The organism is Streptomyces sp. NPDC052496, assembly GCF_040679095.1.
Lineage (GTDB): Bacteria > Actinomycetota > Actinomycetes > Streptomycetales > Streptomycetaceae > Streptomyces.
In genome coordinates, this window is sequence record NZ_JBFAUH010000002.1 from 96,350 (window position 1) to 122,109 (window position 25,760).

21 protein-coding genes are annotated in these 25,760 nt (G+C 70.9%); 15 read left to right on the forward strand and 6 right to left on the reverse strand.

The features are described 5' to 3' along the window. The first annotated feature begins 149 nt into the window (after positions 1–149). Together AB0L45_RS03890 and AB0L45_RS03895 are read left to right on the forward strand one after the other, a co-directional pair. Positions 150–539 carry an ATP-binding protein gene (locus AB0L45_RS03890; RefSeq protein WP_365836337.1) on the forward strand — a complete coding sequence of 130 codons (390 nt, stop codon included), beginning with the start codon at positions 150–152 and terminating at the stop codon, positions 537–539. A gap of 278 nt (positions 540–817) precedes the next feature. Next, complete coding sequence (locus tag AB0L45_RS03895) at positions 818–3,544, forward strand: SpoIIE family protein phosphatase (RefSeq protein ID WP_365836339.1); 2,727 nt, start codon at positions 818–820, stop codon at positions 3,542–3,544. 33 nt (positions 3,545–3,577) lie between these two features. On the opposite strand, the gene AB0L45_RS03900 is transcribed toward AB0L45_RS03895, so the two are convergent. From AB0L45_RS03900 to AB0L45_RS03920, 5 genes are all read right to left on the reverse strand, one after another. Continuing rightward, the gene (locus tag AB0L45_RS03900) at positions 3,578–4,084 is read right to left on the reverse strand and encodes an excalibur calcium-binding domain-containing protein (protein ID WP_365835805.1); all 507 of its coding nucleotides are present in this window, start codon (positions 4,082–4,084) and stop codon (positions 3,578–3,580) included. Between the two features lie 236 nt (positions 4,085–4,320). Beyond that, positions 4,321–5,103 carry a succinate dehydrogenase/fumarate reductase iron-sulfur subunit gene (locus AB0L45_RS03905; protein ID WP_365835807.1) on the reverse strand — a complete coding sequence of 261 codons (783 nt, stop codon included), beginning with the start codon at positions 5,101–5,103 and terminating at the stop codon, positions 4,321–4,323. Next, positions 5,100–7,103, reverse strand: coding sequence for a fumarate reductase/succinate dehydrogenase flavoprotein subunit (locus tag AB0L45_RS03910; RefSeq protein WP_365835809.1), 2,004 nt, complete (start codon positions 7,101–7,103; stop codon positions 5,100–5,102). Before AB0L45_RS03910 ends, AB0L45_RS03905 begins: the two co-directional genes overlap by 4 nt. Before the next feature lie 15 nt (positions 7,104–7,118). Further along, on the reverse strand, positions 7,119–7,979 hold the full coding sequence (locus tag AB0L45_RS03915; RefSeq protein ID WP_365835811.1) for a hypothetical protein: 861 nt from the start codon (positions 7,977–7,979) through the stop codon (positions 7,119–7,121). Positions 7,980–8,101: 122 nt separating this feature from the next. Further along, complete coding sequence (locus tag AB0L45_RS03920) at positions 8,102–8,434, reverse strand: hypothetical protein (RefSeq protein ID WP_365835813.1); 333 nt, start codon at positions 8,432–8,434, stop codon at positions 8,102–8,104. Positions 8,435–8,927: 493 nt separating this feature from the next. On the opposite strand from AB0L45_RS03920, the gene AB0L45_RS03925 reads away from it, so the two are divergent. The 7 genes from AB0L45_RS03925 to AB0L45_RS03955 all read left to right on the forward strand — a co-directional run bounded on the left by AB0L45_RS03925 (position 8,928) and on the right by AB0L45_RS03955 (position 19,649). Beyond that, the gene (locus tag AB0L45_RS03925; protein WP_365835814.1) at positions 8,928–11,291 is read left to right on the forward strand and encodes an ABC transporter family substrate-binding protein; all 2,364 of its coding nucleotides are present in this window, start codon (positions 8,928–8,930) and stop codon (positions 11,289–11,291) included. Between the two features lie 237 nt (positions 11,292–11,528). Beyond that, positions 11,529–13,433 (forward strand): translational GTPase TypA, encoded by a 1,905-nt coding sequence (gene typA / locus AB0L45_RS03930; RefSeq protein ID WP_365835816.1) that lies wholly within the window; start codon positions 11,529–11,531, stop codon positions 13,431–13,433. Between the two features lie 492 nt (positions 13,434–13,925). Next, positions 13,926–15,551, forward strand: a complete 1,626-nt coding sequence (locus AB0L45_RS03935; protein WP_365835818.1) for an ABC transporter substrate-binding protein — start codon at positions 13,926–13,928, stop codon at positions 15,549–15,551. Positions 15,552–15,646: 95 nt separating this feature from the next. After that, a complete protein-coding gene (locus tag AB0L45_RS03940) occupies positions 15,647–16,573 on the forward strand; it encodes an ABC transporter permease (protein WP_365835820.1) in 927 nt (308 codons plus the stop codon). Beyond that, the gene (locus tag AB0L45_RS03945; RefSeq protein WP_365835822.1) at positions 16,566–17,555 is read left to right on the forward strand and encodes an ABC transporter permease; all 990 of its coding nucleotides are present in this window, start codon (positions 16,566–16,568) and stop codon (positions 17,553–17,555) included. The genes AB0L45_RS03940 and AB0L45_RS03945 overlap by 8 nt, the downstream gene beginning before the upstream one ends. An 11-nt stretch (positions 17,556–17,566) precedes the next feature. Further along, on the forward strand, positions 17,567–18,604 hold the full coding sequence (locus AB0L45_RS03950; protein WP_365835824.1) for an ABC transporter ATP-binding protein: 1,038 nt from the start codon (positions 17,567–17,569) through the stop codon (positions 18,602–18,604). Beyond that, the gene (locus AB0L45_RS03955) at positions 18,597–19,649 is read left to right on the forward strand and encodes a dipeptide ABC transporter ATP-binding protein (protein WP_365835827.1); all 1,053 of its coding nucleotides are present in this window, start codon (positions 18,597–18,599) and stop codon (positions 19,647–19,649) included. The genes AB0L45_RS03950 and AB0L45_RS03955 overlap by 8 nt, the downstream gene beginning before the upstream one ends. 71 nt (positions 19,650–19,720) lie before the next feature. Here AB0L45_RS03955 and AB0L45_RS03960 read toward each other — a convergent pair whose 3' ends face one another. Continuing rightward, the gene (locus tag AB0L45_RS03960; protein WP_365835829.1) at positions 19,721–20,122 is read right to left on the reverse strand and encodes an ATP-binding protein; all 402 of its coding nucleotides are present in this window, start codon (positions 20,120–20,122) and stop codon (positions 19,721–19,723) included. 134 nt (positions 20,123–20,256) lie between these two features. Here AB0L45_RS03960 and AB0L45_RS03965 point away from each other — a divergent pair, with 134 nt between their 5' ends. From AB0L45_RS03965 to AB0L45_RS03990, 6 genes are all read left to right on the forward strand, one after another. Beyond that, positions 20,257–21,120, forward strand: a complete 864-nt coding sequence (locus AB0L45_RS03965; protein WP_365835831.1) for a helix-turn-helix transcriptional regulator — start codon at positions 20,257–20,259, stop codon at positions 21,118–21,120. A 10-nt stretch (positions 21,121–21,130) separates the two neighbouring features. Beyond that, positions 21,131–21,331: a DUF397 domain-containing protein gene (locus tag AB0L45_RS03970; protein ID WP_365835833.1), complete on the forward strand. Its 201-nt coding sequence runs from the start codon at positions 21,131–21,133 to the stop codon at positions 21,329–21,331. 72 nt (positions 21,332–21,403) lie between these two features. Then, entirely contained in the window at positions 21,404–22,066 is a 663-nt protein-coding gene (locus AB0L45_RS03975) for a hypothetical protein (protein ID WP_365835835.1), read from the forward strand. Positions 22,067–22,256: 190 nt separating this feature from the next. Continuing rightward, positions 22,257–23,819, forward strand: a complete 1,563-nt coding sequence (locus AB0L45_RS03980; RefSeq protein ID WP_365836341.1) for an ABC transporter substrate-binding protein — start codon at positions 22,257–22,259, stop codon at positions 23,817–23,819. 16 nt (positions 23,820–23,835) lie between these two features. After that, positions 23,836–24,759 carry an ABC transporter permease gene (locus AB0L45_RS03985; RefSeq protein WP_365835837.1) on the forward strand — a complete coding sequence of 308 codons (924 nt, stop codon included), beginning with the start codon at positions 23,836–23,838 and terminating at the stop codon, positions 24,757–24,759. Beyond that, positions 24,752–25,756: an ABC transporter permease gene (locus tag AB0L45_RS03990; RefSeq protein WP_365835839.1), complete on the forward strand. Its 1,005-nt coding sequence runs from the start codon at positions 24,752–24,754 to the stop codon at positions 25,754–25,756. The genes AB0L45_RS03985 and AB0L45_RS03990 overlap by 8 nt, the downstream gene beginning before the upstream one ends. Positions 25,757–25,760: the final 4 nt, after the last annotated feature.

The following is a 25,760-nucleotide window of genomic DNA, read 5'->3' on the forward strand; positions in this document are numbered from 1 at the left end:
ATTGATGCGCTGATACCGGGTATGTGCTGTTTACCCCCTCAACACGGACAATCCGGAGGGTGTTCGCATCGGGCTGGGAAGTGATCGGCGTGAGCGACAGCGCAGCGGCAGGGGCCCCCGAATCCTCCCCCTACGCGCCCCGACGCGGCATGATCTCCGGTTCCCCGCTCGCCGAATGGAGCTTTCCGGCCGAGCCCGGGTCCGCCCGTACCGCCCGTGCCATGGTCCGCGAGACGCTCCAGGACTGGGGCCTGGAGGCCGTCGTCGACCTGGCCGTCCTGCTCGTCAGCGAGCTGGTGACCAACTCCCTGCGCTACGCCAGCGGCCCCATCGGGCTGCGTATCGTCCTCAAGAGCGGGGGCGGCCTGCTCGTCGAGGTGTCCGACCCGCTGCCCGACCCGCCCCGGGAGCGCGCCGCGGCCCCCGAGGACGAGGGCGGCCGGGGGCTGCAGCTGGTGGCGTGCACGTCACGGAGTTGGGGCACCCGACACGGCAGGACAGGTAAAACAGTGTGGTTCGAGCTGTCTGTGGCGGGTTAGGAGTCTGGTGGCGGCCTGATCGTTGCCGTTTCATTGACATTCTGTGGACGGCCTGCGATCGAGACTGTGCTGTGATCGTGAAGACCGTGTTCCGGATAGCCGCGGTGCTGGATACTCGGCCTGTCCGGTCCGGGCACGATGAGCTGGAGGGGACGGGGCTCGTGAGCGAGAAGTCATCTGGCGGGGCAGGACCCGCGCGGCCTGCCGGGCCGGGCGGTACGGACGGCCCGGCGCGGCCGTCGGGCCGGCCGGGTCCGGAAGGCCCGGAAGGCCCGCCGATATGGCAGAGCAGCCCGCCCGGCTCCCTCTACGACTACATCCGCGTCGGGTCCTTCTCCCTCGGCCCCGACGGGCGCATCGACCGGTGGAGCGGGCGCGCCGCCGAGCTGCTGGGCATCCCCGCGGCGGACGCCGTCGGCAAGGACCCCGTGACCGCCTTCGTCCCGCCCGAGCTGCACGAACAGGCCCACCGCACGGTCGCGCAGATCCTGGACGGCCGGGAGTGGACCGGCCTGGTCCCGTACCGCGCCGGCCAGGACAGCACGCCGGACACCGGGGACGGCAGGCTCGCGGAGATCTACGTGATGCCGTCCGAGACGGCGCAGGGCGAGCGGGCCGCGGTCTGCCTCGTCGTCGACGTCCGCGCCCTGCGCGGCATCGAGACCGACCTCGCCGCCTCCCAAGCCGTTTTCGGCCAATCTCCCATGGGCTTCCTGCTCTTCGACACGGACCTGCGGATCCGCCGCGTCAACGAGCGCTTCGCCACCGTCTTCGGCGGGCCCCCGGCCAGGTACCGCGGCGGCCGGCCGCACGACTTCCTGCCCCGCTCCGAGGCCGAGCGGCTGCAGGCGGCGCTGCGGCGGGTGCTGGAGACGGGCGAGCCGGTCGGCGAGATGCAGCTCGTCGGTACGGTCCCCGCGCCGGCCGCCGCACGGCCCGCCGCCCCCACCATCCCCGCCCCCACGGCGCCCGAACCCGCCACCCCCTCCGGTACGGCGTCCCGGCCCGTCCTGCCCGCCCCGTCCGCGCCGCCCGCCCCGACCGGAGAGGCCGACCGCCGCCGCTGGTCCGTCTCCCTGTACCGCCTGCACGGCGCCAGCGGCCGCCCCATGGGCGTCGCCGCGCTCGCCGCCGACGTGACCGGCCGCCGCCGGGCCGAACGCGAAGCCGCCAGTGCCCGCCGCAACCTGGCGCTGCTCAACGAGGCCGGTGCCCGCATCGGCAACTCCCTCGACCTGGAGACCACCGCCCGCACGCTGCTCGACGTCGCCGTACCGCAGTTCTGCGACCTGGCCTCCGTGGACCTCTACCAGGGCCTGCTGACCGGCGACGAGGCCCCGCCGGGGATGGCCGACGGCAGCGCCGAGCTGCGCCGGGTCGCCTTCGCCAGCGCCGTCTCGGACGCGCCGCTGGCCACCACGACCTGCGGTGTGCCGGAGGGCGAGGACGGACCGGTCGAGGTCGGCGCGGTCCACCGCTACCCGTTCAACTCCCCGTGCGCGGGCGCGCTGCGCACGGCGCAGGCGCAGATCATCCCGGCCCGCGAGGGCGAGGAGCGGGCCGAGCTGGGCGCCGTGGTGCACTCGACGCTCGCCGTGCCGATGGTCGCCAGGGACACGGTGGTCGGGCTGGTGCAGTTCTCCCGTACGAAGGGCAGCGAGCCGTTCGGCGAGCGGGACACCGCCCTCGCCGTCGACCTGGCCGCGCGCGCCGCCGTCTGCATCGACAACGCCCGGCTCTACCGCCGCGAGCACGAACGCGCCCTGATCCTCCAGCGCAGCCTGCTGCCGCCGGGCGACCCCGAGGCGGCCGGTCTGGACATCGCCTGCCGCTATCTGCCGGGCACCACCGCCACCGAGGTCGGCGGCGACTGGTTCGACGTCATCGAGCTGCCCGGCCACCGCACCGCGCTCGTCGTCGGCGACGTGATGGGGCGCGGGCTGCGCGCCGCCGTCGCGATGGGGGAGCTGCGGACGGCCGTACGGACCCTGGCCCTGCTCGACATGGAACCGGCCGAGGTGCTGTCCGCGCTCGACGAGATCGCGCGCGGGCTCGGCGCGACCGGCGGCGGCGCCCGGACGACCGCGCGCGCCCCGCGCAGCCGGTCCGCGCCCTCCGCCGACGCGCGGCCGGGCGCCTCGGGACAGGCGTCGCGCTCCGGCTCCGGCACCGCCGACCTCTCCGAGGTCTACCTCGCCACCTGCGTCTACGCCGTGTACGACCCGGTCACCCGGCGCTGCACCTTCGCCAACGCCGGGCACCTGCCGCCCGTCCTGGTCGAGGAGGGCGAGGACGCCCTGCTGCTGGACGTGCCGCCCGGTATGCCGCTGGGGGTCGGCGGTGAGCCGTTCGAGGAGACCGAGGTCGAACTGCCCGACGGCGCGCTGCTCGCCCTCTACACCGACGGCCTGGTCGAATCCCGCGACCACCCGCTGGACGAGGGCCTGCGCGCCTTCCAGACGGCCCTGTCGGAGGCCGGGCGCCCGCTGGAGGACGTCTGCGACCACGTACTGAACGCCCTGGACACCCGGCACGGCGAGGACGACATCGCCCTGCTGATGGCCCGCGTGCACGGCCTGCCCAAGGACTCCGTCGGTGACTGGAACCTGGCCCCCGAGGCCCGCTCGGTCTCCCGCGCCCGGGAGCTGGCCCGCGACCAGCTCACGGACTGGGGCCTGGAGGCCCTCGTCGACACCACCGAACTGCTCGTCAGCGAACTGGTCACCAACGCCCTGCGGCACGGCCACGGCGAGATCCGCCTGCGCCTGCTGCTGGACCGCACCCTGGTGTGCGAGGTGTGGGACGCGGACCTGGCCCAGCCCCGCCGCCGCCGGGCCCGCGACACCGACGAGGGCGGCCGCGGCCTCCAGCTCGTCGGCCTCCTCAGCGCCGGCTGGGGCAGCCGCCGCACCCCCCGCGGCAAGACCGTCTGGTTCGAACTGCCCCTCCCGGACGGCGACACCACCCTCCCCGACCCGGCGGACGCGCTGCTGAGCCTGTTCTGACCGGGCCCGGGGCGCTGCCGCCCGGCCCGCCGGTCAGCTCTCGCACGCGACGCCGTCACCGTCCCGGTCCAGGTGCCGGCCGTACCCCGGGTCTCCCGCGTGGAGGGGAGCGGCGCCCGCCGCCCGTACGGCCGCGCAGTTGGCGTACCGGACGTCCGCCGGGCCGGCGTCCGAGCTGCCGGAGCCGTCGGCACCGCCGGAACCACCGGACGCCGAGCCGGCGGCCGGAGGCGGCGCGGCGGTCACCGTCACCCGCGCGGTCTCCGTCACGGTCACGGTGGGCGCGGGACGGGCGGCCTTCACAGGCGGCGCGGTGACCGTCACCGTGGCCCTCGGCGTGACCTGGCCAGTGGCTTGGACGGACGCGCGGTCCCGCGCGCCCTGCCCGTCGACGGCGAGGGCTCCGGCGCAGCCGCCGAATAGGAAGCCCACGGCGAGCAGCCCCCAGACCCGGCCGCGCCGGAACCAGGGCGGACGTGCGGCGGGTGGGGAAGCCGGGACGGCAGAGGAGGAGGACTGGCGGTCGTACGGATTGGCCATGGCGGTACCCCCGTGTGCGCGGGTAGCCGGTCGGGCGCCCAGTCGGTGGGGGGAGGCGGCGGAGCGGCCTGCAGAGCCCGTCATCGGAGCGGGCCACCGGTTACCAGGTCTCACGACGGTAGCGGCCCGGTAGGCGGCTCGTCACCCCCTGTGCGCGCGGGAGTCGGCAGCCGTCCCGTACGGCGCTCACGGACCGTGCGGCAACGGCCGGAGGTTTCCGTGCCGCCCCTCTCCCCTCACTCCTTGCGCCGTCGGATCCTGCTGCCCAGCCACACCAGCGGGTCGTACTTGCGGTCGGCCGAGCGTTCCTTCAGGGGGATCAGGGCGTTGTCGGTGATGCGGATGTGTTCGGGGCAGACTTCGGTGCAGCACTTGGTGATGTTGCAGTGGCCGAGGCCGTGGTTCTCCTGGGCGGTGCGTTTGCGGTCGAGGCCGGATTCGGGGGCGGCGTCCAGGGGGTGCATGTCGAGTTCGGCGATGCGCATGAGGAAGCGGGGGCCGGCGAAGGCGGCCTTGTTCTCCTCGTGGTCGCGGACGACGTGGCAGGTGTCCTGGCACAGGAAGCACTCGATGCACTTGCGGAACTCCTGGGAGCGGCCGACATCCTCCTGCCCCATCCGGTACTCGCCCGGTCCGAGGTCCGGCGGCGGGACGAAGCTGGGGATCTCGCGCGCCTTGGTGTAGTTGAAGGAGACGTCCGTGACCAGGTCGCGGACGACCGGGAAGGCCCGCATCGGGGTGACGGTGACCGTCTCGTCGCGCTCGAAGACCGACATCCGGGTCATGCACATCAGCCGGGGCCGGCCGTTGATCTCCGCGCTGCACGAGCCGCACTTGCCCGCCTTGCAGTTCCAGCGGACGGCCAGGTCGGGGACCTGGGTGGCCTGGAGGCGGTGGATGATGTCGAGGACCACCTCGCCGTCGTTGACCTCGACGCGGAAGTCCTCCAGAGCGCCGCCGTCCGCGTCGCCCCGCCAGATCCTGAAGTGCGCCTTGTAGGCGTCGGACTGCGCGCTCACCGGTTCGTCTCCTCGTCGTCCGCCGACTCGCCCGCGCCCCCTGTGCCCGGCGCCGCGGCCCTGCCCGCCGTCAGTTCCTCGTCCGTCAGGTACTTCGCCAGCTCATCCCGTTCGAAGAGGTCCAGGAGGTCGGGCCGGATCGGCGGGGTCTCCCGCCGGGTCAGGCGGATCTGGCCGACGGCCGGGTCGCGCGGGGGGAGGTCGGCGCCGTCCTCGGCCAGCTCGCAGACCAGGTTGACCCGGCGCCAGCGGCGGTCCATCTCCGGGTAGTCGTCGCGGGTGTGGCCGCCGCGGGACTCCGTGCGTTCCAGCGCCGCGCGCGCCACGCACTCGCTGACCAGCAGCATGTTGCGCAGGTCGATGGCCAGGTGCCAGCCGGGGTTGTACTGGCGGTGGCCCTCGACCCCGGCCCGGCGGGCCCGGGTGCGCAGATCGGCGAGGCGTTCCAGGGCCTCTTCCATCTCGCCCTGCTTGCGGATGATCCCGACCAGGTCGTTCATCGCCTGCTGGAGCTCCTGGTGGAGGGTGTACGGGTTCTCGGCGGGCCGCCCCGCGTGGTGCGCGTCGGGCCCCTCGGCGCTGAACGGACGCAGGGCCTCCGCCTCCGCGGCGTCGAGCTGGAGCGGGTCGGCGGCGGGCCGTACGGAGCGGGCGCGCGCGTACTCGGCCGCGTACAGGCCCGCGCGGCGGCCGAAGACCAGCAGGTCGGACAGGGAATTGCCGCCGAGCCGGTTGGAGCCGTGCATACCGCCGGCCACCTCCCCGGCGGCGAACAGGCCCGGCACGCCGGTGGCCGCCGCGGTGTCCGGGTCGACCTCCACGCCGCCCATCACGTAGTGGCAGGTCGGCCCGACCTCCATCGCCTCGGCGGTGATGTCCACGTCCGCCAGCTCCTTGAACTGGTGGTGCATGGAGGGCAGCCGCCGCCGGATGACCTCGGCGGGCATCCGGGTGGAGACGTCGAGGAAGACCCCGCCGTGCGGGGAGCCGCGGCCCGCCTTGACCTCGGCGTTGATGGCGCGTGCGACCTCGTCGCGGGGCAGCAGTTCGGGCGGGCGGCGGTTGTGGTCCGGGTCGTCGTACCAGCGGTCGCCCTCGTCCTCGGACTGCGCGTACTTCTCCTTGAAGACGTCCGGGACGTACGCGAACATGAAGCGCTCGCCCTCGCTGTTGCGCAGCACCCCGCCGTCGCCGCGGACCGACTCGGTGACGAGGATGCCTTTGACGGACGGCGGCCAGACCATGCCCGTCGGGTGGAACTGGACGAACTCCATGTTGATCAGCGGCGCCCCGGCGAGCAGCGCGAGCGCGTGCCCGTCGCCGGTGTACTCCCAGGAGTTGGACGTCACCTTGAAGGACTTGCCGATGCCGCCGGTCGCGAGGACCACGGACGGCGCCTGGAGGACGAAGAAGCGGCCGGACTCGCGTTCGTAGCAGAAGGCGCCGGCCACCCGGTCCTCGTCCTTGAGGACGCGGGTGACGGTGCACTCCTGGAAGACCTTCAACCGGGCGTCGTACGAGCCGAGTTCGCGCTCGTCCTGCTGCTGGAGCGAGACGATCTTCTGCTGGAGGGTGCGGATCAGCTCCAGACCCGTACGGTCGCCGACGTGCGCCAGGCGCGGGTACTCGTGGCCGCCGAAGTTGCGCTGGGATATCCGCCCGTCCGGGGTGCGGTCGAAGAGCGCGCCCCAGGTCTCCAGCTCCCAGACGCGCTGCGGCGCCTCGCGGGCGTGCAGCTCGGCCATCCGCCAGTGGTTGAGGAACTTGCCGCCGCGCATCGTGTCGCGGAAGTGCACCTGCCAGTTGTCGCCCTCGTTGACGTTGCCCATGCTGGCCGCGATGCCGCCCTCGGCCATGACCGTGTGGGCCTTGCCGAACAGCGACTTGCAGATCACGGCCGTGCGCATGCCCTGCTCACGGGCCTCGATGGCGGCGCGCAGCCCGGCGCCGCCCGCGCCCACCACGACCACGTCCCATTCCTGCCGGTCCAGCTGCGTCATCACAAGGCACCCTTCCTAGAAGAAGCGCGGGTCGTCGAAGGCCCCGGTGGCCAGGAGGAAGACGTAGAAGTCGGCGGCGGCCACGCTGATCAGCGACGCCCAGGCGAGCGCCGCGTGCCGCGCGTTGAGCTTGCTGACCCAGCCCCACAGGCGGTAGCGCACCGGGTGTCTGGAGAAGTGCCGCAGCCGGCCGCCGACGATGTGCCGGCAGGAGTGGCAGGAGAGGGTGTACGCCCAGATGAGGACGATGTTGACGAGGAAGACGAGGGTGCCCAGGCCCATGTGGCCCCATGCGTAGTGCGCGTCCCGGAAGGTGAGCACCGTGTCGTAGGTGAGGATGCCCGCGACGATCACCGCGAAGTAGAAGAAGTAGCGGTGGATGTTCTGGAGGATCAGCGGGAAGCGGGTCTCGCCGGTGTACTTCTTGTGCGGCTCGGCGACCGCGCAGGCCGGCGGGGAGGCCCAGAAGCCGCGGTAGTACGCCTTGCGGTAGTAGTAGCAGGTCAGCCGGAAGCCCAGCGGGAAGATCAGGATCAGCAGGGCGGGGGACAGGCCCCACCAGCTGCCGAAGACGTCCCAGTTGGGGCCGCCGCGCATCGGGTGGCAGTTCTCCGCCAGGCACGGCGAGTAGAACGGTGAGACGTACGGCGCGGCGTAGTAGTCCGCGTTCGCGAACGCCCGCCACGTCGAGTACACGACGAAGGCGAACAGGCCCGCCGCGGTCGTGGCCGGGTACAGCCACCAGCGGTCGGTGCGCAGGTGGCGGGCGGGTATCGCAGCGCGCGAGGGGGCGTGCACGCCGGTGCCGGGCGGTCCGGCCGCGCCCTTCACGCCGCTTGCTCCGGTATGCGGTTGGGGTTCGGTGCCAGTGGCCAACGTCGGTCTCCGTAGACGGCTGTCCGGTGGTGGGACGGGTGGCGCTCAGCGGCGGGACGGGGGTACGGCGGTTCGGGGTGCGGCCGTGCGGCGGTACGGGGGGTGGCCGTAGCGAGGTGCGGCTACGGCGCCCGGCGGTCGCGCGCGCCGAGGCCCTCGTCCTCCGCGTCGGCCCACAGGGCGGTGTCGTACGGCGCGTCCGGGATGGTCACCATCTCCGGCGCGGGCACCGGCGCGCGGCCGGAACGGGTGCCCGAGCCGTACGCGGGCCGCCCGGCGGGCGCGTCCGCCGCGCCGTCCCGCAGCAGTTGCAGACTCTCGCGCAGATGGTCCGTGTCGCTGCGTACGCGCCGGATGTCCAGGCCGCCGCCGACCTGTGCCTCCAGTCGCCCGACCGACCGTTCCAGGTCGTCCAGACTGCGCTGAGCTGCCGTCAGATCGTCCTGCAAGGACATGACTTGCCTCACCTCCGCGGGTGTGGTCGGCGCGCCCTCGCCGCCCGCCCGGACCCGTCCGGGCACAGCGGCGTGCGCCTGCGAGTGTCGCGCGTCACAGTCGCGATTGGGAAGGGATCTGCCGCGATTGCGGAACCGGACCGGCGTGTTTCGGCGGGTGTGCGCCGTCGGTCCGGGCCGGCGGGCGTGCTTTTGTACGGCGGCGCGTACGCCCGCGGGCGCGGGGCCCGTACGCCCTCCCGTTCCCCGCCGGCGGGGGCGGCCAGGGGAATCCGCGCCGCCTGCCCTGCGGGGCCGCGCGCGCACCGGCGGTTGGGCCGGGCGGGTGGCCTTCGCGGCGGTGGCCGACGTGTCGCCCGCCGCGGCGGCGGCCGGTCCCCTTCAGTGGTGGAGCCATAGATGTGATGAGCCGCAAAGTCGGCCGAACGTGATCCGTGGCCCCGCGGCCCGCCGCGGCGGCGCGCGGCGCGGGCGAGCCCCGGAGGTAACCGTGATGACCCACCCCGTCAGCTCAGGCGGCGCGGCCTGCCGCAGGCGCCGCTGTGCCGCGCTCCTCGCTGCCGGAGTGCTGCTGCCGCTGCCGGTCCTGACCGGGTGCGGAGCGGACGACGACGGGGAGGCCGGCCCCGGCGCCCAGGACATTTCCGTCACCGCCCGTGACAAGGTGCGCCAGGGCGGCACACTGCGCTGGGCGGTGGACGCCCTGCCCGGGACGCTGAACGCCTTCCAGGCGCGCGCGGACGCGGGCACGCGGCGCGTCACCGACGCCGTACTGCCCCGGCTCTTCTCCCTCGACGAGCGCGGCCGGCCGCAGCGCAACGCGGACTACCTGGACGCCGCCGACGTCACCGACCGCGAGCCGCGGCAGACCGTCGTGTACAAGCTCAATCCCAAGGCGCGCTGGAGCGACGGGCGGGCCCTCGGGCCGGAGGATTTCGCAGCGCAGTGGAAGGCGCTGAACGGCAAGGACAACGCGTACTGGAGCGCGCGCAACGCCGGGTACGACCGCATCGAGAAGGTCGAGCGGGGCGGCAGCGCGCACGAGGTCAAGGTCACCTTCACCAAGCCGTACGCCGACTGGAAGTCGCTGTTCACGCCGCTGTACCCGAAGAGCGTGACGGGCGACGCGCGCGCCTTCAACGACGGTGCGCGCGAACAGCTCGAAGCGGTGGCCGGGCCGTTCACGGTACGGGAGCGGGACGGGCAGGCCGGCACGCTCACCCTCGTACGCAACCCGAAGTGGTGGGGAGCGCCCGCCAAGCTGGACCGCATCGTGCTGACCGCGCTGCCCCGCGCGCAGCGGGCCGCGGCGCTGGCCGACGGGAAGGCCGACCTGGCCGAGGTGGATCCCGCCGACGCCCAGCGGATCATCGCGGCGCGCAAGCCCGCGGCGTCCCGGTCGGCGAGCGCCGGATCGCCTGGTGCCGGATCCCCGAGCGCCGGATCCCCGAGCGCCGGAGCGCCGGACGGCGCGTCGGAGGCCGGACGCGTCGAGGACGCCGGCAGCGGCCGCTCCCCGGCCGCGGGCGGTGACGACGCCCCGCCCCGCCCCGTGTCCGCCGCCGAGCGGGACGCCCTGCGCCGCTACACCGTCCGCAAGGCCCTCGAACCCGCCTACACCCAGCTCGCCCTCAACGGCAGCACCGGCCCGCTCGACGACGACCGGGTGCGCCGCGCGGTGGCCCGCGCCGTGGACCGCCGGCAGCTCGCCGACTCCGTACTCAAGCCGCTCGGCCTGCCGAACCGGCCGCTCGGCAGCCACCTGCTGATGGCGGCCCAGCCCGGGTACACGGACCACAGCGGCGCCCTCGGCGGGCCGGACGCCACGGCCGCGCGGGCGCTGCTGGCGGACGCGGGCTGGCGGGCGCCGGGCGGGGGCTCGGCGCAGCCGCAGAAGCCCGGGCAGCAGGCGGAGAAGAAGGCGGACGCCGACGACGGCAAGGCGGGCGACGTGGAGCGCGTGGCCGCCGTACCGACGACGCCGCTGTCCTCGGCCGGGGTGCGGGCCGCCGACCTCCAGCGGGCCACGCTGCTGCGGCAGAGCGGCTTCTTCTACAAGGAGGTGGCCGCTCAGCGGCGTACGCAGGCCGAGGGGGACACCACCGTCGCGGCGTACGCGGACTACCGGCGCTACGAGATGCTGGCGGCCGGCGCGCTGAGCGCCGCCGAGATGATCGAGGTGGCCCCGGCGCCCGGCAGTCCGGGCCATGGCGCGGAGCAGGCGGGCCGCGGCCGGGCGGCCGACGGCAAGCCGGTCGAGGCGGGGCTGGCCGCCCCGGTGGACGTCTTCCGGGCGGATCCCGCGGCCCACGGCCCGGTCCCGGCCCTGAAGAAGGACGGCAAGCCGCTGGTGCTGCGCTTCGTGCTGCCCGACGGACCGGGCTCCGAGCGGCTGCGGACGGTGGCCGGCCGGATCTCCGGAATGCTCGCCCGGATCGGGGTGCAGACCGCCGTCCAGAAGGTGCCGGACGCGAGCTACTTCGAGGACCACATCGCGGCCGGCGATTTCGACCTGGCGCTCTACACCTGGCCCGCCTCCGCCTACCCGGCCACCGACGGCCGCCCGATCTACGCCAAGCCGCAGCCAGCGGCCGACGGCAGCCTCACCGTCGAGCAGAACTACACCCGGGTCGGCACCGACCACATCGACCAGCTCTTCGACCAGGCGGCCGCGGAGCTGGACGAGGACGCCTCCCGCGAGTTGGTCGACCGCGCGGACGCGCGGATCTGGGCGGCGGCCGGTTCCGTACCGCTCTACCAGCGGCCGGAGGTCGTCGCGGTGAAGGAGGACCTGGTGAACGCGGGCGCCTTCGGCTTCGCGACGCCGCGCTTCGCGGACATCGGCTACCGGAAGTGACCGGCCACGGGGCGTGACGGACGGGTGGCACCCGGGTGAAGCGCACGTGGGCCCCCGGCGTACAGTCGCCGTTCGATTACACATCACCGCAGGTCAGAGATGGTTTGAGCGCCCGGGGGCGGCCGAAGCCGCGGTCGCCCCGTACCATGGGGTGAGGCCGTGGCGTCTTCATGCCCGGCAGGCACACGTACCGGACCGTACGTGCAGCCATCCACGATCCGGGAGAAGCGCCGCAGTATGCCCACGCGCCACGACATTCGTAACGTCGCCATCGTCGCCCACGTCGACCACGGCAAGACGACCCTCGTCGACGCCATGCTCAAGCAGGCCGGCTCGTTCGCCGCGCACGCCGCCGAGAACCTCGACGAGCGCATGATGGACTCGAACGACCTGGAGCGTGAGAAAGGCATCACGATCCTCGCCAAGAACACGGCGGTGAAGTATCACCCCAAGGACGGCGGGGATCCGATCACCATCAACATCATCGACACCCCCGGCCACGCCGACTTCGGTGGCGAGGTCGAGCGCGGTCTGTCGATGGTGGACGCGGTCGTGCTGCTGGTGGACGCCTCCGAGGGCCCGCTGCCGCAGACCCGCTTCGTGCTGCGCAAGGCGCTGGCCGCGAAGATGCCGGTCATCCTGTGCATCAACAAGACCGACCGCCCGGACTCGCGGATCGCCGAGGTCGTCGACGAGACGTACGACCTGTTCCTGGACCTGGACGCGGACGAGGACCAGATCGAGTTCCCGATCGTCTACGCCTGCGCCCGTGACGGCATCGCCTCGCTGACCAAGCCGGAGGACGGCACCGTCCCGCAGGACAGCACCAACCTGGAGCCGTTCTTCAGCGCGCTGCTGGAGACCGTCCCGGCCCCCGAGTACGACGAGTCGGCCCCCCTCCAGGCGCACGTCACCAACCTGGACGCGGACAACTTCCTCGGCCGTATCGCGCTGCTCCGCGTCGAGCAGGGCGAGCTGCGCAAGGGCCAGACCGTCGCGTGGATGAAGCGCGACGGCTCGGTGCAGAACGTGCGCATCACCGAGCTGATGATGACCGAGGCGCTGACCCGCAAGCCGGCCGAGGTGGCGGGCCCCGGCGACATCTGCGCCGTCGCCGGTATCCCCGACATCATGATCGGCGAGACGCTGGCCGACCCGGAGAACCCGGTCGCGCTGCCGCTGATCACGGTCGACGAGCCCGCGATCTCGATGACCATCGGTACGAACACCTCGCCGCTGGTCGGCCGTGGCGGCACCGGCAAGGGCGCGGACGCCAAGGCCGCGGTCAAGGACCGCAAGGTCACCGCCCGCCAGGTCAAGGACCGTCTGGACCGCGAGCTGATCGGTAACGTCTCGCTGCGCGTGCTGGACACCGAGCGCCCCGACGCCTGGGAGGTGCAGGGCCGCGGTGAGCTGGCGCTGGCCATCCTGGTCGAGCAGATGCGCCGCGAGGGCTTCGAGATGACCATCGGCAAGCCGCAGGTGGTCACCAAGGAGGTCGACGGCAAGACCTACGAGCCCGTCGAGCGCATGACGATCGACGTGCCCGAGGAGCACATGGGCGCGGTCACCCAGCTCATGGGCGTGCGCAAGGGCCGGATGGACAACATGTCCAACCACGGCTCGGGCTGGGTCCGCATGGAGTTCGTCGTCCCGTCGCGTGGCCTGATCGGCTTCCGTACGGAGTTCCTGACCAACACCCGCGGCACCGGTATCGCGCACTCCATCCACGAGGGCCACGAGCCCTGGTTCGGCACCCTGACCACCCGTAACAACGGTTCGCTGGTCGCCGACCGGGCCGGTGCGGTCACCGCCTTCGCGATGACCAACCTCCAGGAGCGCGGCGTGCTCTTCGTCGAGCCGGGCACCGAGGTGTACGAGGGCATGATCGTCGGTGAGAACTCGCGCTCCGACGACATGGACGTGAACATCACCAAGGAGAAGAAGCTCACCAACATGCGCTCCTCCTCCGCGGACTCCTTCGAGGCGATCGTGCCGCCGCGCAAGCTCTCCCTGGAGCAGTCGCTGGAGTTCTGCCGCGACGACGAGTGCGTCGAGGTGACCCCGGAGGCCGTGCGTATCCGCAAGGTCGTCCTGGACCAGAAGGAGCGCGGCCGCACCGCTTCGCGCGCGAAGCGCTGACGCCCGCCGCGCGGCCGCCCCGTCACACCGGGTGACGCCCGGCGCCCGCCCGGCGATTACGCTCCGAAAGCGCCCCACCGGATTTCCGATCCGGTGGGGCGCTTTCCGTTTACCGGTACGGCGGACCGGCTAGCGCATTCTTGATCACCGCGTCAACGGGATTCCGGTTGCGATCCGGCCATGGTGAGTCCGAATTGCGGACGTAGATCATCATGTGGTGCACCGACGGTCCGTTTCGTTACCGTCTGGATGGTTTGGTTTGTCCGGATTCCGAACTCCTGGGAACCGGATGTGACCAAACCGAGACCCCTTACACGTGGTTTATGGGGCGAACGTGACTGAGACTGGGGTGCATTGAGCTCGGGTCAATGGGTCACGCGCTGTGGGGAGCGCCGACTCACGAGCAGCAGGGGCTGGTCGCTGGCTGTCAGGGGTGTCAGCTGCGGGCAGCTCCTTTCCATGAAGTGAATGGACTCATGAGGAGGCAGTCCCATGCGCGGTGCCAAGAGCGCCACCTGGGTCGCAGGTGCGATTGTCGTGGCGATGACCGCCACGGCGTGCGGCGGCGGCAGTGGTAGTGGCAACAAGGCGGCCGTTGACCCCAACGGCACGTACACCTACTACAACACCGAGCCGCAGCACGAGCTGATCCCGACCAACTCCAACGAGGTCGGCGGCGGCTACATCATCAAGAACCTCTTCCGCGGTCTCGTCGACTTCGACGCCAAGGGCAAGCTGCGTTACCAGAATGCCGAGAGCATCGAGTCCACGGACAACCAGCACTTCACGGTGAAGCTGAAGAAGGGCTGGAAGTTCCACAACGGCGAGCCGGTGACGGCCTCCTCCTTCGTGGACGCCTGGAACTGGGGCGCCAACGCCAAGAACGCCCAGCTGAACGCCTCCTGGTTCGAGTTCATCAAGGGCTACGAGGAGGTGCACCCCAAGGAGGGTGACCCCGAGACCGACAAGATGTCGGGTCTGAAGGTCGTCAACGACCACGAGTTCACCATCGAGCTGTCGAAGCCGGTCTCCACCTTCAAGGAGCGGCTGTTCTACGACGCCTTCTTCCCGCTGCCCAAGGCGTTCTTCAAGGACACCAAGGCGTTCGGTGAGCACCCGATCGGCAACGGTCCGTACCAGCAGGACGGGAACTGGGAGCACAAGGTCCAGTTCAAGACGAAGAAGTTCGCCGATTACCAGGGCGTGGACAAGCCCAAGAACGGCGGCGTGATCTTCAAGTTCTACAACACGGACGACAGCGCCTACAACGACCTGGTCTCCGACAAGGTCGACATCATGTACAAGGTCCCGAACTCGGCGACCAGCAAGTTCAAGGCCGACCTCGGTGACCGCGCCGTCAACGAGCCGTACGGCGGCCAGACCACCATCGCCTTCCCCCTGTACGACAAGGAGTGGGGCAAGCCCGAGAAGGCCAAGGTCCGTCAGGGCCTGTCCATGGCCATCGACCGCGAAACCATTGTCAAGACCGTCCTGAAGGACGCCTACGACGCGGCCACCGGCTGGGTGCCCACCGTCGTCGAGGGCTACACGAAGGACGCCTGCGGCGAGTTCTGCAAGTTCAACCCGACCAAGGCCAAGCAGCTGATCAAGGAAGGCGGTGGCGTCCCCGGCAACAAGATGACCATCACCTTCAACAACGACGGCGGCCACCGGGACTGGGCCGAGGCGGTCTGCAACGACATCAAGCAGAACACCGGCGTGAACTGCGCCGCCCAGCCGCGCCCCACCTTCCAGCAGGTCCGTAACGAGATCACCGGCAAGAAGATGGACAGCGCCTTCCGTATGGCGTGGGTCCAGGACTTCCCGAACATCTCCAACTTCATCTCCGAGCAGTACCGCACCGGTGCCGGCGCGAACGACATGGGCTTCTCCGACCCCGAGCTGGACAAGCTGATGGACCAGGCCAACAGTGCCAAGACCATCGAGGAGTCGAACAAGCTCTACGGCCAGGCCGAGAAGAAGCTGACGGAGACGATGCCCTCCATCCCGCTGTTCTTCGACCACACCCTCGGCGGTTACTCGAACAACGTGCAGAACGTGAAGTTCGACACCTACCGCCAGGCGATCTGGACCGACGTCGAGGTCAAGAAGAAGTAACCGGGACGCTGCATGTGACGCAGGCCCAGTAGCCGCCCGCCCCGGTCACCCCAGGGGTGCGGCGGCCGCTGGGCCCGTCAGCGACAGGAGGAACCATGGGGCGTTATGTCGCGAGGCGACTGCTCCAGATGATCCCGGTCTTCATCGGGACCACTCTGCTCATTTTCCTGATGGTGTATTCGCTGCCGGGCGACCCCATCAAGGCGCTTTTCGGTGACAAGGCCGCCGACCCGGCCACCGTCGCCAGACTTCGGCACCAGTTCGGGCTGGACCAGCCCATGCTGACCCAGTACTGGAATTACCTGACCGGCCTGTTCAAGGGCGACTTCGGACAGAGCTTCACCGGCCGCCCGGTCGCCGACCTGATCGGCGAGGCCTTCCCGGTCACCATCCGGCTGGCGCTCTACGCCTTCGCCATCGAGGTGGTCATCGGTGTCGCGCTCGGCATGCTCACCGGCCTCAAGCGCGGCAAGTTCATCGACCAGCTGGTCCTGGTGCTCACCCTGATCATCATCTCGGTCCCGGTGTTCGTGCTCGGCTTCCTCGCCCAGTTCTTCCTGGGCCTGAAGTGGCAGCTGATCACACCGACGGTCCAGGACTCCATGAACCTGGGGCAGTTGACCGTCCCGGCGATCGTTCTCGGCGCCCTGTCGCTCGCGTACGTCACCCGGCTCACCCGTACCACCGTCGCGGAGAACCTGCGCGCCGACTACATGCGCACCGCGCTCGCCAAGGGCCTGCCCAAGAGCCGGCGCCTGGGCGTGCACCTGATGCGCAACTCCCTGATCCCCGTGGTCACCTTCCTCGGCACCGACCTCGGCATGCTGATGGGCGGCGCCATCGTCACCGAGGGCATCTTCAACGTCCAGGGCATCGGCAACACGCTCTACCGGGCGATCCAGACCAGTGAAGGCCCCACCGTGGTCGGCATCGTGACGGTGCTCGTCCTGATCTACCTCGTGAGCAGCCTGGTCGTGGACCTGCTGTACGCCGTTCTGGACCCGAGGATCCGCTATGCCTGAGAAGACAACTGTGAACCCCGGCAGCATCGCGGGTCCGGGCACCACCGGCGACACCGTGGACCTCGCGGCACCCGGCGTCGGCGCTGCCGCCGCCGAGGCCGCCGGCGGCCCCGCCAACAAGCCCCGCAGCCTCGGCCAGGACGCCTGGCGCGAACTGCGCGTCCGGCCGATGTTCTGGATCGCCGGCGTGCTGCTCGTGCTGCTGATCGTCATGGCGATCGTGCCCTCGCTGTTCACGGGCGCCGACCCCTACCGCGCGGACCTGCGCAACCACTACCTGGGCCAGCCCCAGTGGTCGCACCTGTTCCAGGTGGACTGGTTCGGCTACAACAAGCAGGGCCAGAGCGTGTGGGCCCGTACGGTCTACGGCGCCCGCGCCTCGATCATCGTCGGTGTCTGCGTGACCTTCGCCGTCACCGTCTTCGGCGGCCTGCTCGGCATGCTCGCCGGATACTTCGGCGGCTGGGCCGACGCCCTCCTGTCGCGCGTCACCGACGTGTTCTTCGGCATCCCGCTGCTGCTCGGCGCGCTCGTACTGCTCCAGGCGTTCACCAACCGCACCGTGTGGACCGTGACCCTGGGCCTGGCCGTCTTCGGCTGGATGCAGCTTGCCCGCGTCATGCGCGGCGCGGTCATCACCCAGAAGCAGTCGGACTTCGTGACGGCCGCCAAGGCGCTCGGCGCCGGCAACGGCCGCATCCTGTTCAAGCACATCCTGCCGAACGCCATCGGCCCGGTGATCGTGGTGGCCACCATCGCGCTGGCCGGCTACATCTCCGCCGAGGCCACCCTGTCCTACCTGGGCATCGGCCTACAGCCGCCGGCCATCTCCTGGGGCGTGGACATCTCCGCGGCCAAGGACGTGCTGCGCGACGCGCCGCACGTACTGCTCATCCCGTCGGCGTTCCTGAGCATCACGGTGCTGGCGTTCATCCTCCTCGGCGACGCGGTGCGCGACGCCCTCGACCCCAAGCTGCGCTGAGGGAGGCGTACGTGACCACCATCTCCAAGACCGCGGACGTCCCCCAGCCGGGGACGGACGCCAAGGACAGCGGTCCGCTGCTCGACGTCCGTGACCTGCACGTCGAATTCCACACCCGGGACGGCGTCGTCAAGGCCGTCAACGGCGTCAACTACAACGTCAGCGCCGGCGAGACGCTCGCCGTGCTCGGCGAGTCCGGCTCCGGCAAGTCCGTCACCGCGCAGGCCGTGATGGGCATCCTGGACATGCCGCCGGCGAAGATCCCGCAGGGCGAGATCCTCTTCCGCGGCCAGGACATGCTGAAGATGACGCCCGACGAGCGCCGCCGGATCCGCGGTGCGAAGATCGCCATGATCTTCCAGGACGCGCTGTCGTCGCTGAACCCGGTGCTCACCGTCGGCTACCAGCTCGGCGAGATGTTCCGGGTCCACCAGGGCATGTCCAAGAAGGACGCCAAGGCCAAGGCGATCGAGCTGATGGACCGGGTCAAGATCCCGGCCGCGGCGGCCCGCGTCTCGGACTACCCGCACCAGTTCTCCGGCGGTATGCGCCAGCGCATCATGATCGCCATGGCGCTGGCGCTGGAGCCGGACCTGATCATCGCGGACGAGCCGACGACGGCGCTCGACGTGACCGTCCAGGCCCAGGTCATGGACCTGCTCGCGGACCTCCAGCGCGAGTACAACATGGGCCTGATCCTGATCACCCACGACCTGGGTGTGGTCGCCGACGTCGCCGACAAGATCGCGGTGATGTACGCGGGCCGGATCGTCGAGCACGCGCCCGTCCACGAGCTGTACAAGAACCCCGCGCACCCGTACACGCGCGGCCTGCTGGACTCCATCCCGCGCCTGGACCAGAAGGGCCAGGAGCTGTACGCGATCAAGGGCCTGCCGCCCAACCTGCTGAACATCCCGACGGGTTGCGCGTTCAACCCGCGCTGCCCCAAGGCGCAGGACGTCTGCCGCACCGAGGCGCCGCCGCTGCACAGCGTCAGCGACGGCCGCGGCAGCGCGTGCCACTTCTGGGAGGAGACGATCAATGGCTGAGCCCAAGAAGGACACGGCGCGCAAGCCCATCCTCGAAGTCCGCAATCTGGTCAAGCACTTCCCGCTCACCCAGGGCATCCTGTTCAAGAAGCAGGTCGGCGCGGTCAAGGCCGTCGACGGCATCTCCTTCGAGCTCTACCAGGGCGAGACGCTCGGCATCGTCGGCGAGTCCGGCTGCGGCAAGTCCACCGTCGCCAAGCTGCTGATGAACCTGGAGCGGGCGACGTCGGGCGAGGTCTTCTACAAGGGCGAGGACATCTCCCGGCTGTCGGGGCGCGCGCTGAAGGCCGTGCGCCGCAACATCCAGATGGTGTTCCAGGACCCGTACACCTCGCTGAACCCGCGGATGACGGTCGGCGACATCATCGGCGAGCCCTTCGACATCCACCCGGAGGTGGCGCCGAAGGGCGACCGGCGCAAGAAGGTCCAGGACCTGCTGGACGTCGTCGGGCTCAACCCGGAGTACATCAACCGCTATCCGCACCAGTTCTCCGGCGGCCAGCGCCAGCGCATCGGCATCGCCCGCGGTCTCGCGCTCAACCCCGAGATCATCATCTGCGACGAGCCGGTCTCGGCGCTGGACGTGTCGGTCCAGGCGCAGGTCATCAACCTGATGGAGAAGCTCCAGGACGAGTTCAACCTCTCCTACCTCTTCATCGCGCACGACCTGTCCATCGTCCGGCACATCTCGGACCGGGTCGGGGTGATGTACCTCGGCAAGATGGCGGAGATCGGCACCGACGAGCAGATCTACGACCACCCCACCCACCCGTACACCCAGGCGCTGCTCTCCGCGGTCCCCGTGCCGGACCCGGAGGCCCGGCTGGGCCGCGAGCGGATCATCCTCTCCGGCGACGTGCCGTCCCCGGCCAACCCGCCGTCGGGCTGCCGCTTCCGCACCCGCTGCTGGAAGGCCCAGGACAAGTGCGCCGAGGAGGTGCCGCTGCTCGCCGTCCCGGAGCGCTTCGCGTCCTCGGACAGCCTGGCGGCGCACGACTCGGCCTGCCACTTCGCGGAGGAGAAGGACGTGGTCGGCGCGGCCTGAGCCGGCCCGCACGCGCGTACGCGGGGGCGCCCGGAGCTTCGGCTCCGTGCGCCCCCGTACGCGTACCCGGCCTACGCCCCCGCCCCCTTCGGCGCCACGGTGAACCACACCGCCTTGCCGTTCGGATAGTCCCGCACCCCCCAGCTGTCGGCGCACGTCTCCACGATCCCGAGCCCGCGCCCGTACTCCTCGTCGATCTCGGCCTTCTGCCGCTCCGGCATGCCCGGCCCGGTGTCCCACACGGCGATCGTGAGATCGAACGGCGAGCGGTCCACACTCACGTACGCATCGGTCTTCGCGTACTGGTACGAGTTGGTCACCAGCTCCGACACCATCAGCTCCGCCGTCTCCGTCAGACAGGTCAGCCCGGCCCCGTCCAGAATGTGCCGCAACGCGGCTCTGACGACACCGACCGCCCGGGGGTCATGCGGGATGAACAGGCCGTAGGACCAGGTATCGCTGGGCGTGCTCATGAGGCAGCCTCCAGGTGAGTGCAGTCTGTGACTGGCGCCGTACTCAAGGTAGCGACAGGGGTTGCCTATTCACAACCACATTGCTGAGATGCTGAGTTGCGAAATACTGCTCGCGTGCATCGAGGGAGGGACCGATGGGCCTGCGCGCCAACCCCACGTACCGCCAGCGACGCTTCGGGGCGGAAGTCCGCAAGCTGCGCGAGCGCGCGAAACTGTCCGTGGGTGAGAGTGCTGCCCTGATGGGGATGCACCAGTCGCACATCAGCAATGTCGAGAGCGGACGCACGAGCCTGTCCGCCGAACGGCTGCGCAGGCTCGCCGACGAGGCCGGGGACCTCGATCCCGCGTACGTCGAAGCGCTGATCGACCTCGGACAGCAGTCCGGAAAAGGGTGGTGGAGCCTGTACCGCAACAGCGTACGGGCCCCGCTGCTCGACTTCGCCGAACTGGAGGCCGGAGCCGAGTCCATCGCCTGCTACGAGCCGATGTTCGTGCCCGGCCTGCTCCAGACGAGGGCGTACGCCGCGGCCGTCCACCGCGGCGGGTACGTGGACGTGCCCCGCAGCGCGGAGGCCGCCGCGGTGGACTTCCGGGTGGAGCGGCAGCGGGTGCTGTCGGGGGAATCGGCGCCGCGGCTGCACATGGTCGTCCACGAGGCCGCGCTGCGCGTCACCCTCGGAGGCCGTGCGCTCATGCGGGACCAGTTGCTGCGCCTGATCGACGCCTGTCACCTGCCGAACGTGACGCTCCAGGTGCTCCCGTTCGACGGGCCGGTGCCCTTCGGGACTCCCTTCACCGTACTGATGCCGCGCGTGCGTGAGCTGTCGACGGTGGTGGTCCCGCACGTCGAGAACTCCCTGTACCTGGGGGAAGTCGAGGCCGTCAGCAGATACGCGCACACGTTCGCTAAGCTGACGAAGGCGGCGCTTCCGCCGGAGGCGCAGCACGCCAAGGACACGGTGCGGCTCATCGAGCGCCTCCTGTACCCCCTGCTCTAGGAAGGTGTACATGTCCCGGTTCGCATGGCAGAAGTCCAGCTTCAGCGAAGGGCACACCGAGGCGTGCGTCGAGGTGGCGGCCGGGACCGACGGACACCGGCGGATGCGGGAGAGCGACGAGCCCGAGACGGTGCTGGGAGTGTCCGAAGGCGCGCTCGCCGGGCTGGTGCGGGCGCTGAAGGCCGGCGGCTTCGGCCCGGCGGCCGGGTGATCCACGGGCGGAGCCCGGACCCGCGGCGCAGACTGGTGGTGTAAGCACGTACCACCGGGTGGGGTGAGGCCGATGCGCCGCCTTGGCATCACGACGTCCGCCGCCGTCCTGACCGCCGCCGCGGCCGCTCTGGCGGGCTGCGGCTCGTCCGGCGCGGACCGTCCGGGCCGTACGGAGACCACGGTCACCAGTACGCGCACGGTCACCGGGGAGCCGGCGCCCGCGCCCACCGGCAGCGGGACGGCGCCGCCAGAAACCGGCACCGGCACCGCCACCGCACAGGACGCCGCCACCGTCGTCCAGGACTATTACGCCGCCGTCAACGCCCACGACTTCCGCCGCGCCTGGGACCTGGGCGGCAAGCACCTCGGAGGCTCGTACGACAGCTTCGCCGCGGGCTTCGCCGACACCGCCCGCGACACCGTGCACATCGTCGGGGTGAGCGGCGACGTGGTCACGGTGACACTCCGAGCCGAACAGCGGGACGGATCGGTGCGGTCCTTCGCCGGGACGTACACGGTGCGGGACGGGGCGATCGTCGCGGCGGCGATCCGGGAGGTGGCGGGGCCGACGCCGAGTGACGGAGGGGGAGGCACCCCTCGTCCCGGGCCGTCGACCGGCGGGCCGGACATCGACTGCTCGGACCTCGACGGGCCCACCGCCGTGGGGACCGACGACCCGAACCACCTCGACCGGGACGGCGACGGGGTCGGGTGCGAGCCCTACGGGGAGTGACGAAGATCGCTCGTACGGGGGGTTCTGCCCCGTGTTGCGCCCGGGTGACGGGGTGCGGCGGGCGGGAGGTGCCAGGTTGGGGGTGGCAGGCCGGGCCGGTGGGGGTCCGGGGCCGTGGCTCTGAGGAGGCGGGTCGGTGCGGGGTGCCTGGCGTGTCGGGGCGGTGGGGTGCGCGGCTGCCGCGGTCGTCCTGGCCGGGTGCGGCGGGGGCGGGCAGGACCCCACGGTCGTACGGGCCTCGTGGGGCGATCCGCAGAACCCGGTGGAGCCGGCCAACACCACCGACGTGCAGGGCGGCAAGGTGCTCGACCTGGCCTTCCGGGGGCTGAAGCGGTACAACCCGCGGACCGCCGTCGCGGAGAACATGGTCGCGGAGTCCGTCGAATCGCCGGACGCGCGGAATTTCACCGTCAAGGTCAAGCCGGGGTGGACGTTCAGCAACGGGGAGAAGGTGACCGCGCGCTCGTTCGTCGACGCGTGGAATTACGGGGCACTGGTCACCAACCGGCAGCAGGGCGCGCCGTTCTTCAGCCAGGTGGAGGGGTACGAGGACGTGCACCCGGAAGAGGCGGGGGCGAAGCCGGGCGCGCAGACGATGCGTGGGCTGAAGGTCGTGGACGACCTGACGTTCACGGTGCGGCTGAACCAGAAGTTCGGGCTGTGGCCGGACCTGCTCGGGTACAACGCTTTTCTGCCGCTGCCCCGGCTGTTCTTCACCGACCACGAGAAGTGGCTGGCAAAGCCGGTCGGCAACGGGCCGTACGCGGTGCAGTCGTACGCCAAGGGCGGGATCATGCGGCTGCGGAGGTGGAAGGAGTATCCGGGGCCGGACCGCGCGCAGAACGGCGGGGTGGACCTCCAGGTCTACACGGACAATGACACCGCGTACACGGATCTGATGGCGGGAAACCTCGATCTCGTCGACGACGTACCGGCGCCGCAGCTCAAGCATGTGCACAAGGATCTGGGCGGGCGGTACATCAACCAGCCTGCCGGGATCATTCAGACGCTGTCGTTTCCGATGTATGACGAGAAGTGGTCGAAGGCGGGAGTGGAAAAGGTCCGGCGGGGCATTTCCATGGCCGTCAACCGGCCGGCGATCACCCGGCAGATCTTCCGGGGCACGCGTACGCCCGCCACCGACTGGACCGCGATGGCCTTGGGGGAGCAGGGCGGCTACCAGGCGGGACTGTGCGGTGCGGCCTGTACGTACGACCCGGCCGGGGCCCGGAAGCTGGTCGCCGAGGGCGGCGGGATTCCGGGCGGGTCGATGAAGGTGACGTACAACGCGGACACCGGATCGCACAAGCTGTGGGTGGACGCCCTGTGCAACAGCGTGAACAAGGCGCTGGGCCGGCATGTGTGCGACGGGGCGCCGATGGGCACCTTCGCCGATTACCGCACCAAGGTCACGCAGAAGAAGATGAGCGGCCCCTACCGCGCCGGCTGGCAGATGGACTATCCGCTGATCCAGACCTTCCTGCAGAGCCAGTACTTCACCGGCGCGTCGTCCAACGACTCCGGCTGGAGCAACAAGGAATTCGACCGGCTGGTGAGCCGCGCGAACGCGGAGAGCGAGCAGCGGCAGGTGAATGAGACGTATCACCGGGCCGAGCGGATTCTCGCCCGGGAGATGCCGGCCATTCCGCTCTGGTACCAGAACGGCAGTGGCGGTTACGCGGACCGGGTGGAGAACGTCGCCCTGAATCCCTTCAGTGTCCCGGTGTACGGACAGATCACGATCAAGGACTGAGGGGCGGCGTACGGCCATGGTGCGTTATGTGATCCGGCGGCTGTTGCAGATGGTGCCGGTCTTCATCGGCGCCACCTTCCTCATCTTCGTGATGGTGTACGCCCTCGGCGATCCGGTCGCGGCGCTGTCCGGCGACCGCGCCCCCGACCCGGCGACCGCCGCGCAGATCCGCCGCGAACTCCATTTGGACCAGCCGCTGTGGCAGCAGTACCTGCATTACATGGGCCAGATCTTCAGCGGTGACTTCGGCACCACGTTCGACGGGCAGCCGGTCCTGGACAAGATGGGCACCGCCTTTCCCGTCACGCTGCGGCTGACCGCCGTCGCCATCGTCGCCGAGATCGTCGTCGGGGTGACGCTCGGTGTGCTCAGCGGGCTGCGGCGGGGGCGGCTGCTGGACTCCGGGGTGCTGGTGCTCACGCTGATCGTGGTGTCCGTGCCGACGTTCGTCAGCGGCTATGCGCTCCAGTACCTGCTGGGCGTGAAGTGGGCGTGGGTGAGCCCGGCCGTCGCGCTGGGCGCGCCCCTGGACGAGCTGCTGCTGCCGGGCTGTGTGCTGGCGCTGGTGTCACTGGCGTACGTCACCCGGCTGACCCGGACCTCGATCGCGGAGAACGCCCGCGCCGATTACGTCCGGACGGCCGTCGCCAAGGGCCTGCCCCGGCGCCGCATCGTCGTACGGCACCTGCTGCGCAACTCGCTGATCCCGGTGGTCACCTTCATCGGCGCGGACGTCGGCACGCTGATGGGCGGCGCGGTGGTCACCGAGCGGATCTTCAATGTGCACGGCGTCGGCTACGAGCTGTACCAGGGCATCGTCCGCCAGAACTCCCCGACCGTCGTCGGCTTCGTGACCGTCCTGGTCATCGTCTTCCTGCTGGCCAACCTGATCGTCGACCTCCTGTACGCCGTGCTCGACCCGAGGATCCGCTATGTCTGAACCCGAGCGCCCCGAGCCGTTCCGGACGGCGGGCGGCGGCACGCCGCTGCCCGCCGTCGAGGCGGAGACCATGGGCGGATTCGGCGGGACACCGGAGGTGCCCGGCGCCCCGGGCGCGCCGCAGGGGACCGGCGTGCAGCCGGCCGGCGTCCGGGCCCGCAGCCTGTGGTCGGACGCCTGGCACGACCTGCGCCGCAACCCGGTCTTCATCCTCTCGGGGCTGCTGATCCTCTTCTTCCTGCTGATCGCCGTCTGGCCGTCCCTGCTGACCAGCACGGACCCGCTGGACTGCGACATCACCCGGTCGCAGGAGGGCGCGCGCGGCGGCCACCCGTTCGGCTTCGACACCCAGGGCTGCGACGTCTTCGCGCGGACGGTCTACGGGGCCCGCGCCTCCGTGACGGTCGGCGTGTGCGCCACGGCCGGGGCGGCCCTCCTCGGCGGGGTGCTGGGCGGCCTGGCCGGGTTCTTCGGCGGCTGGTGGGACGCGCTGCTCTCGCGGATCGCGGACATGTTCTTCGCCATTCCGATGCTGCTGGGCGGCCTGGTCTTCCTGTCCGTGGTGCCGTCCGGCTCCGTATGGCCGGTGGTCGGGTTCATCGTGCTGCTGGGCTGGCCGCAGCTGGCCCGGATCGCCCGTGGCTCCGTACTGACCGTCAAGCAGGCCGACTTCGTGCAGGCCGCGCGGGCGCTGGGGGCCGGCAACACCCGGCTGCTGCTGCGGCACCTGGCGCCCAACGCGGTCGCGCCGGTGATCGTCGTGGCGACCATCGCCCTCGGTACGTACATCGCGCTGGAGGCGACGCTGTCCTACCTGGGCGTGGGGCTGAAACCGCCGACCGTCTCCTGGGGCATCGACATCTCCGAGGCGTCCAAACAGATCCGCAACGCGCCGCACATGCTGCTGTGGCCCGCCGGCGCGCTCAGCCTGACCGTACTGGCGTTCATCATGCTCGGCGACGCGGTGCGCGACGCCCTCGACCCCAAGCTGCGCTGAGGAG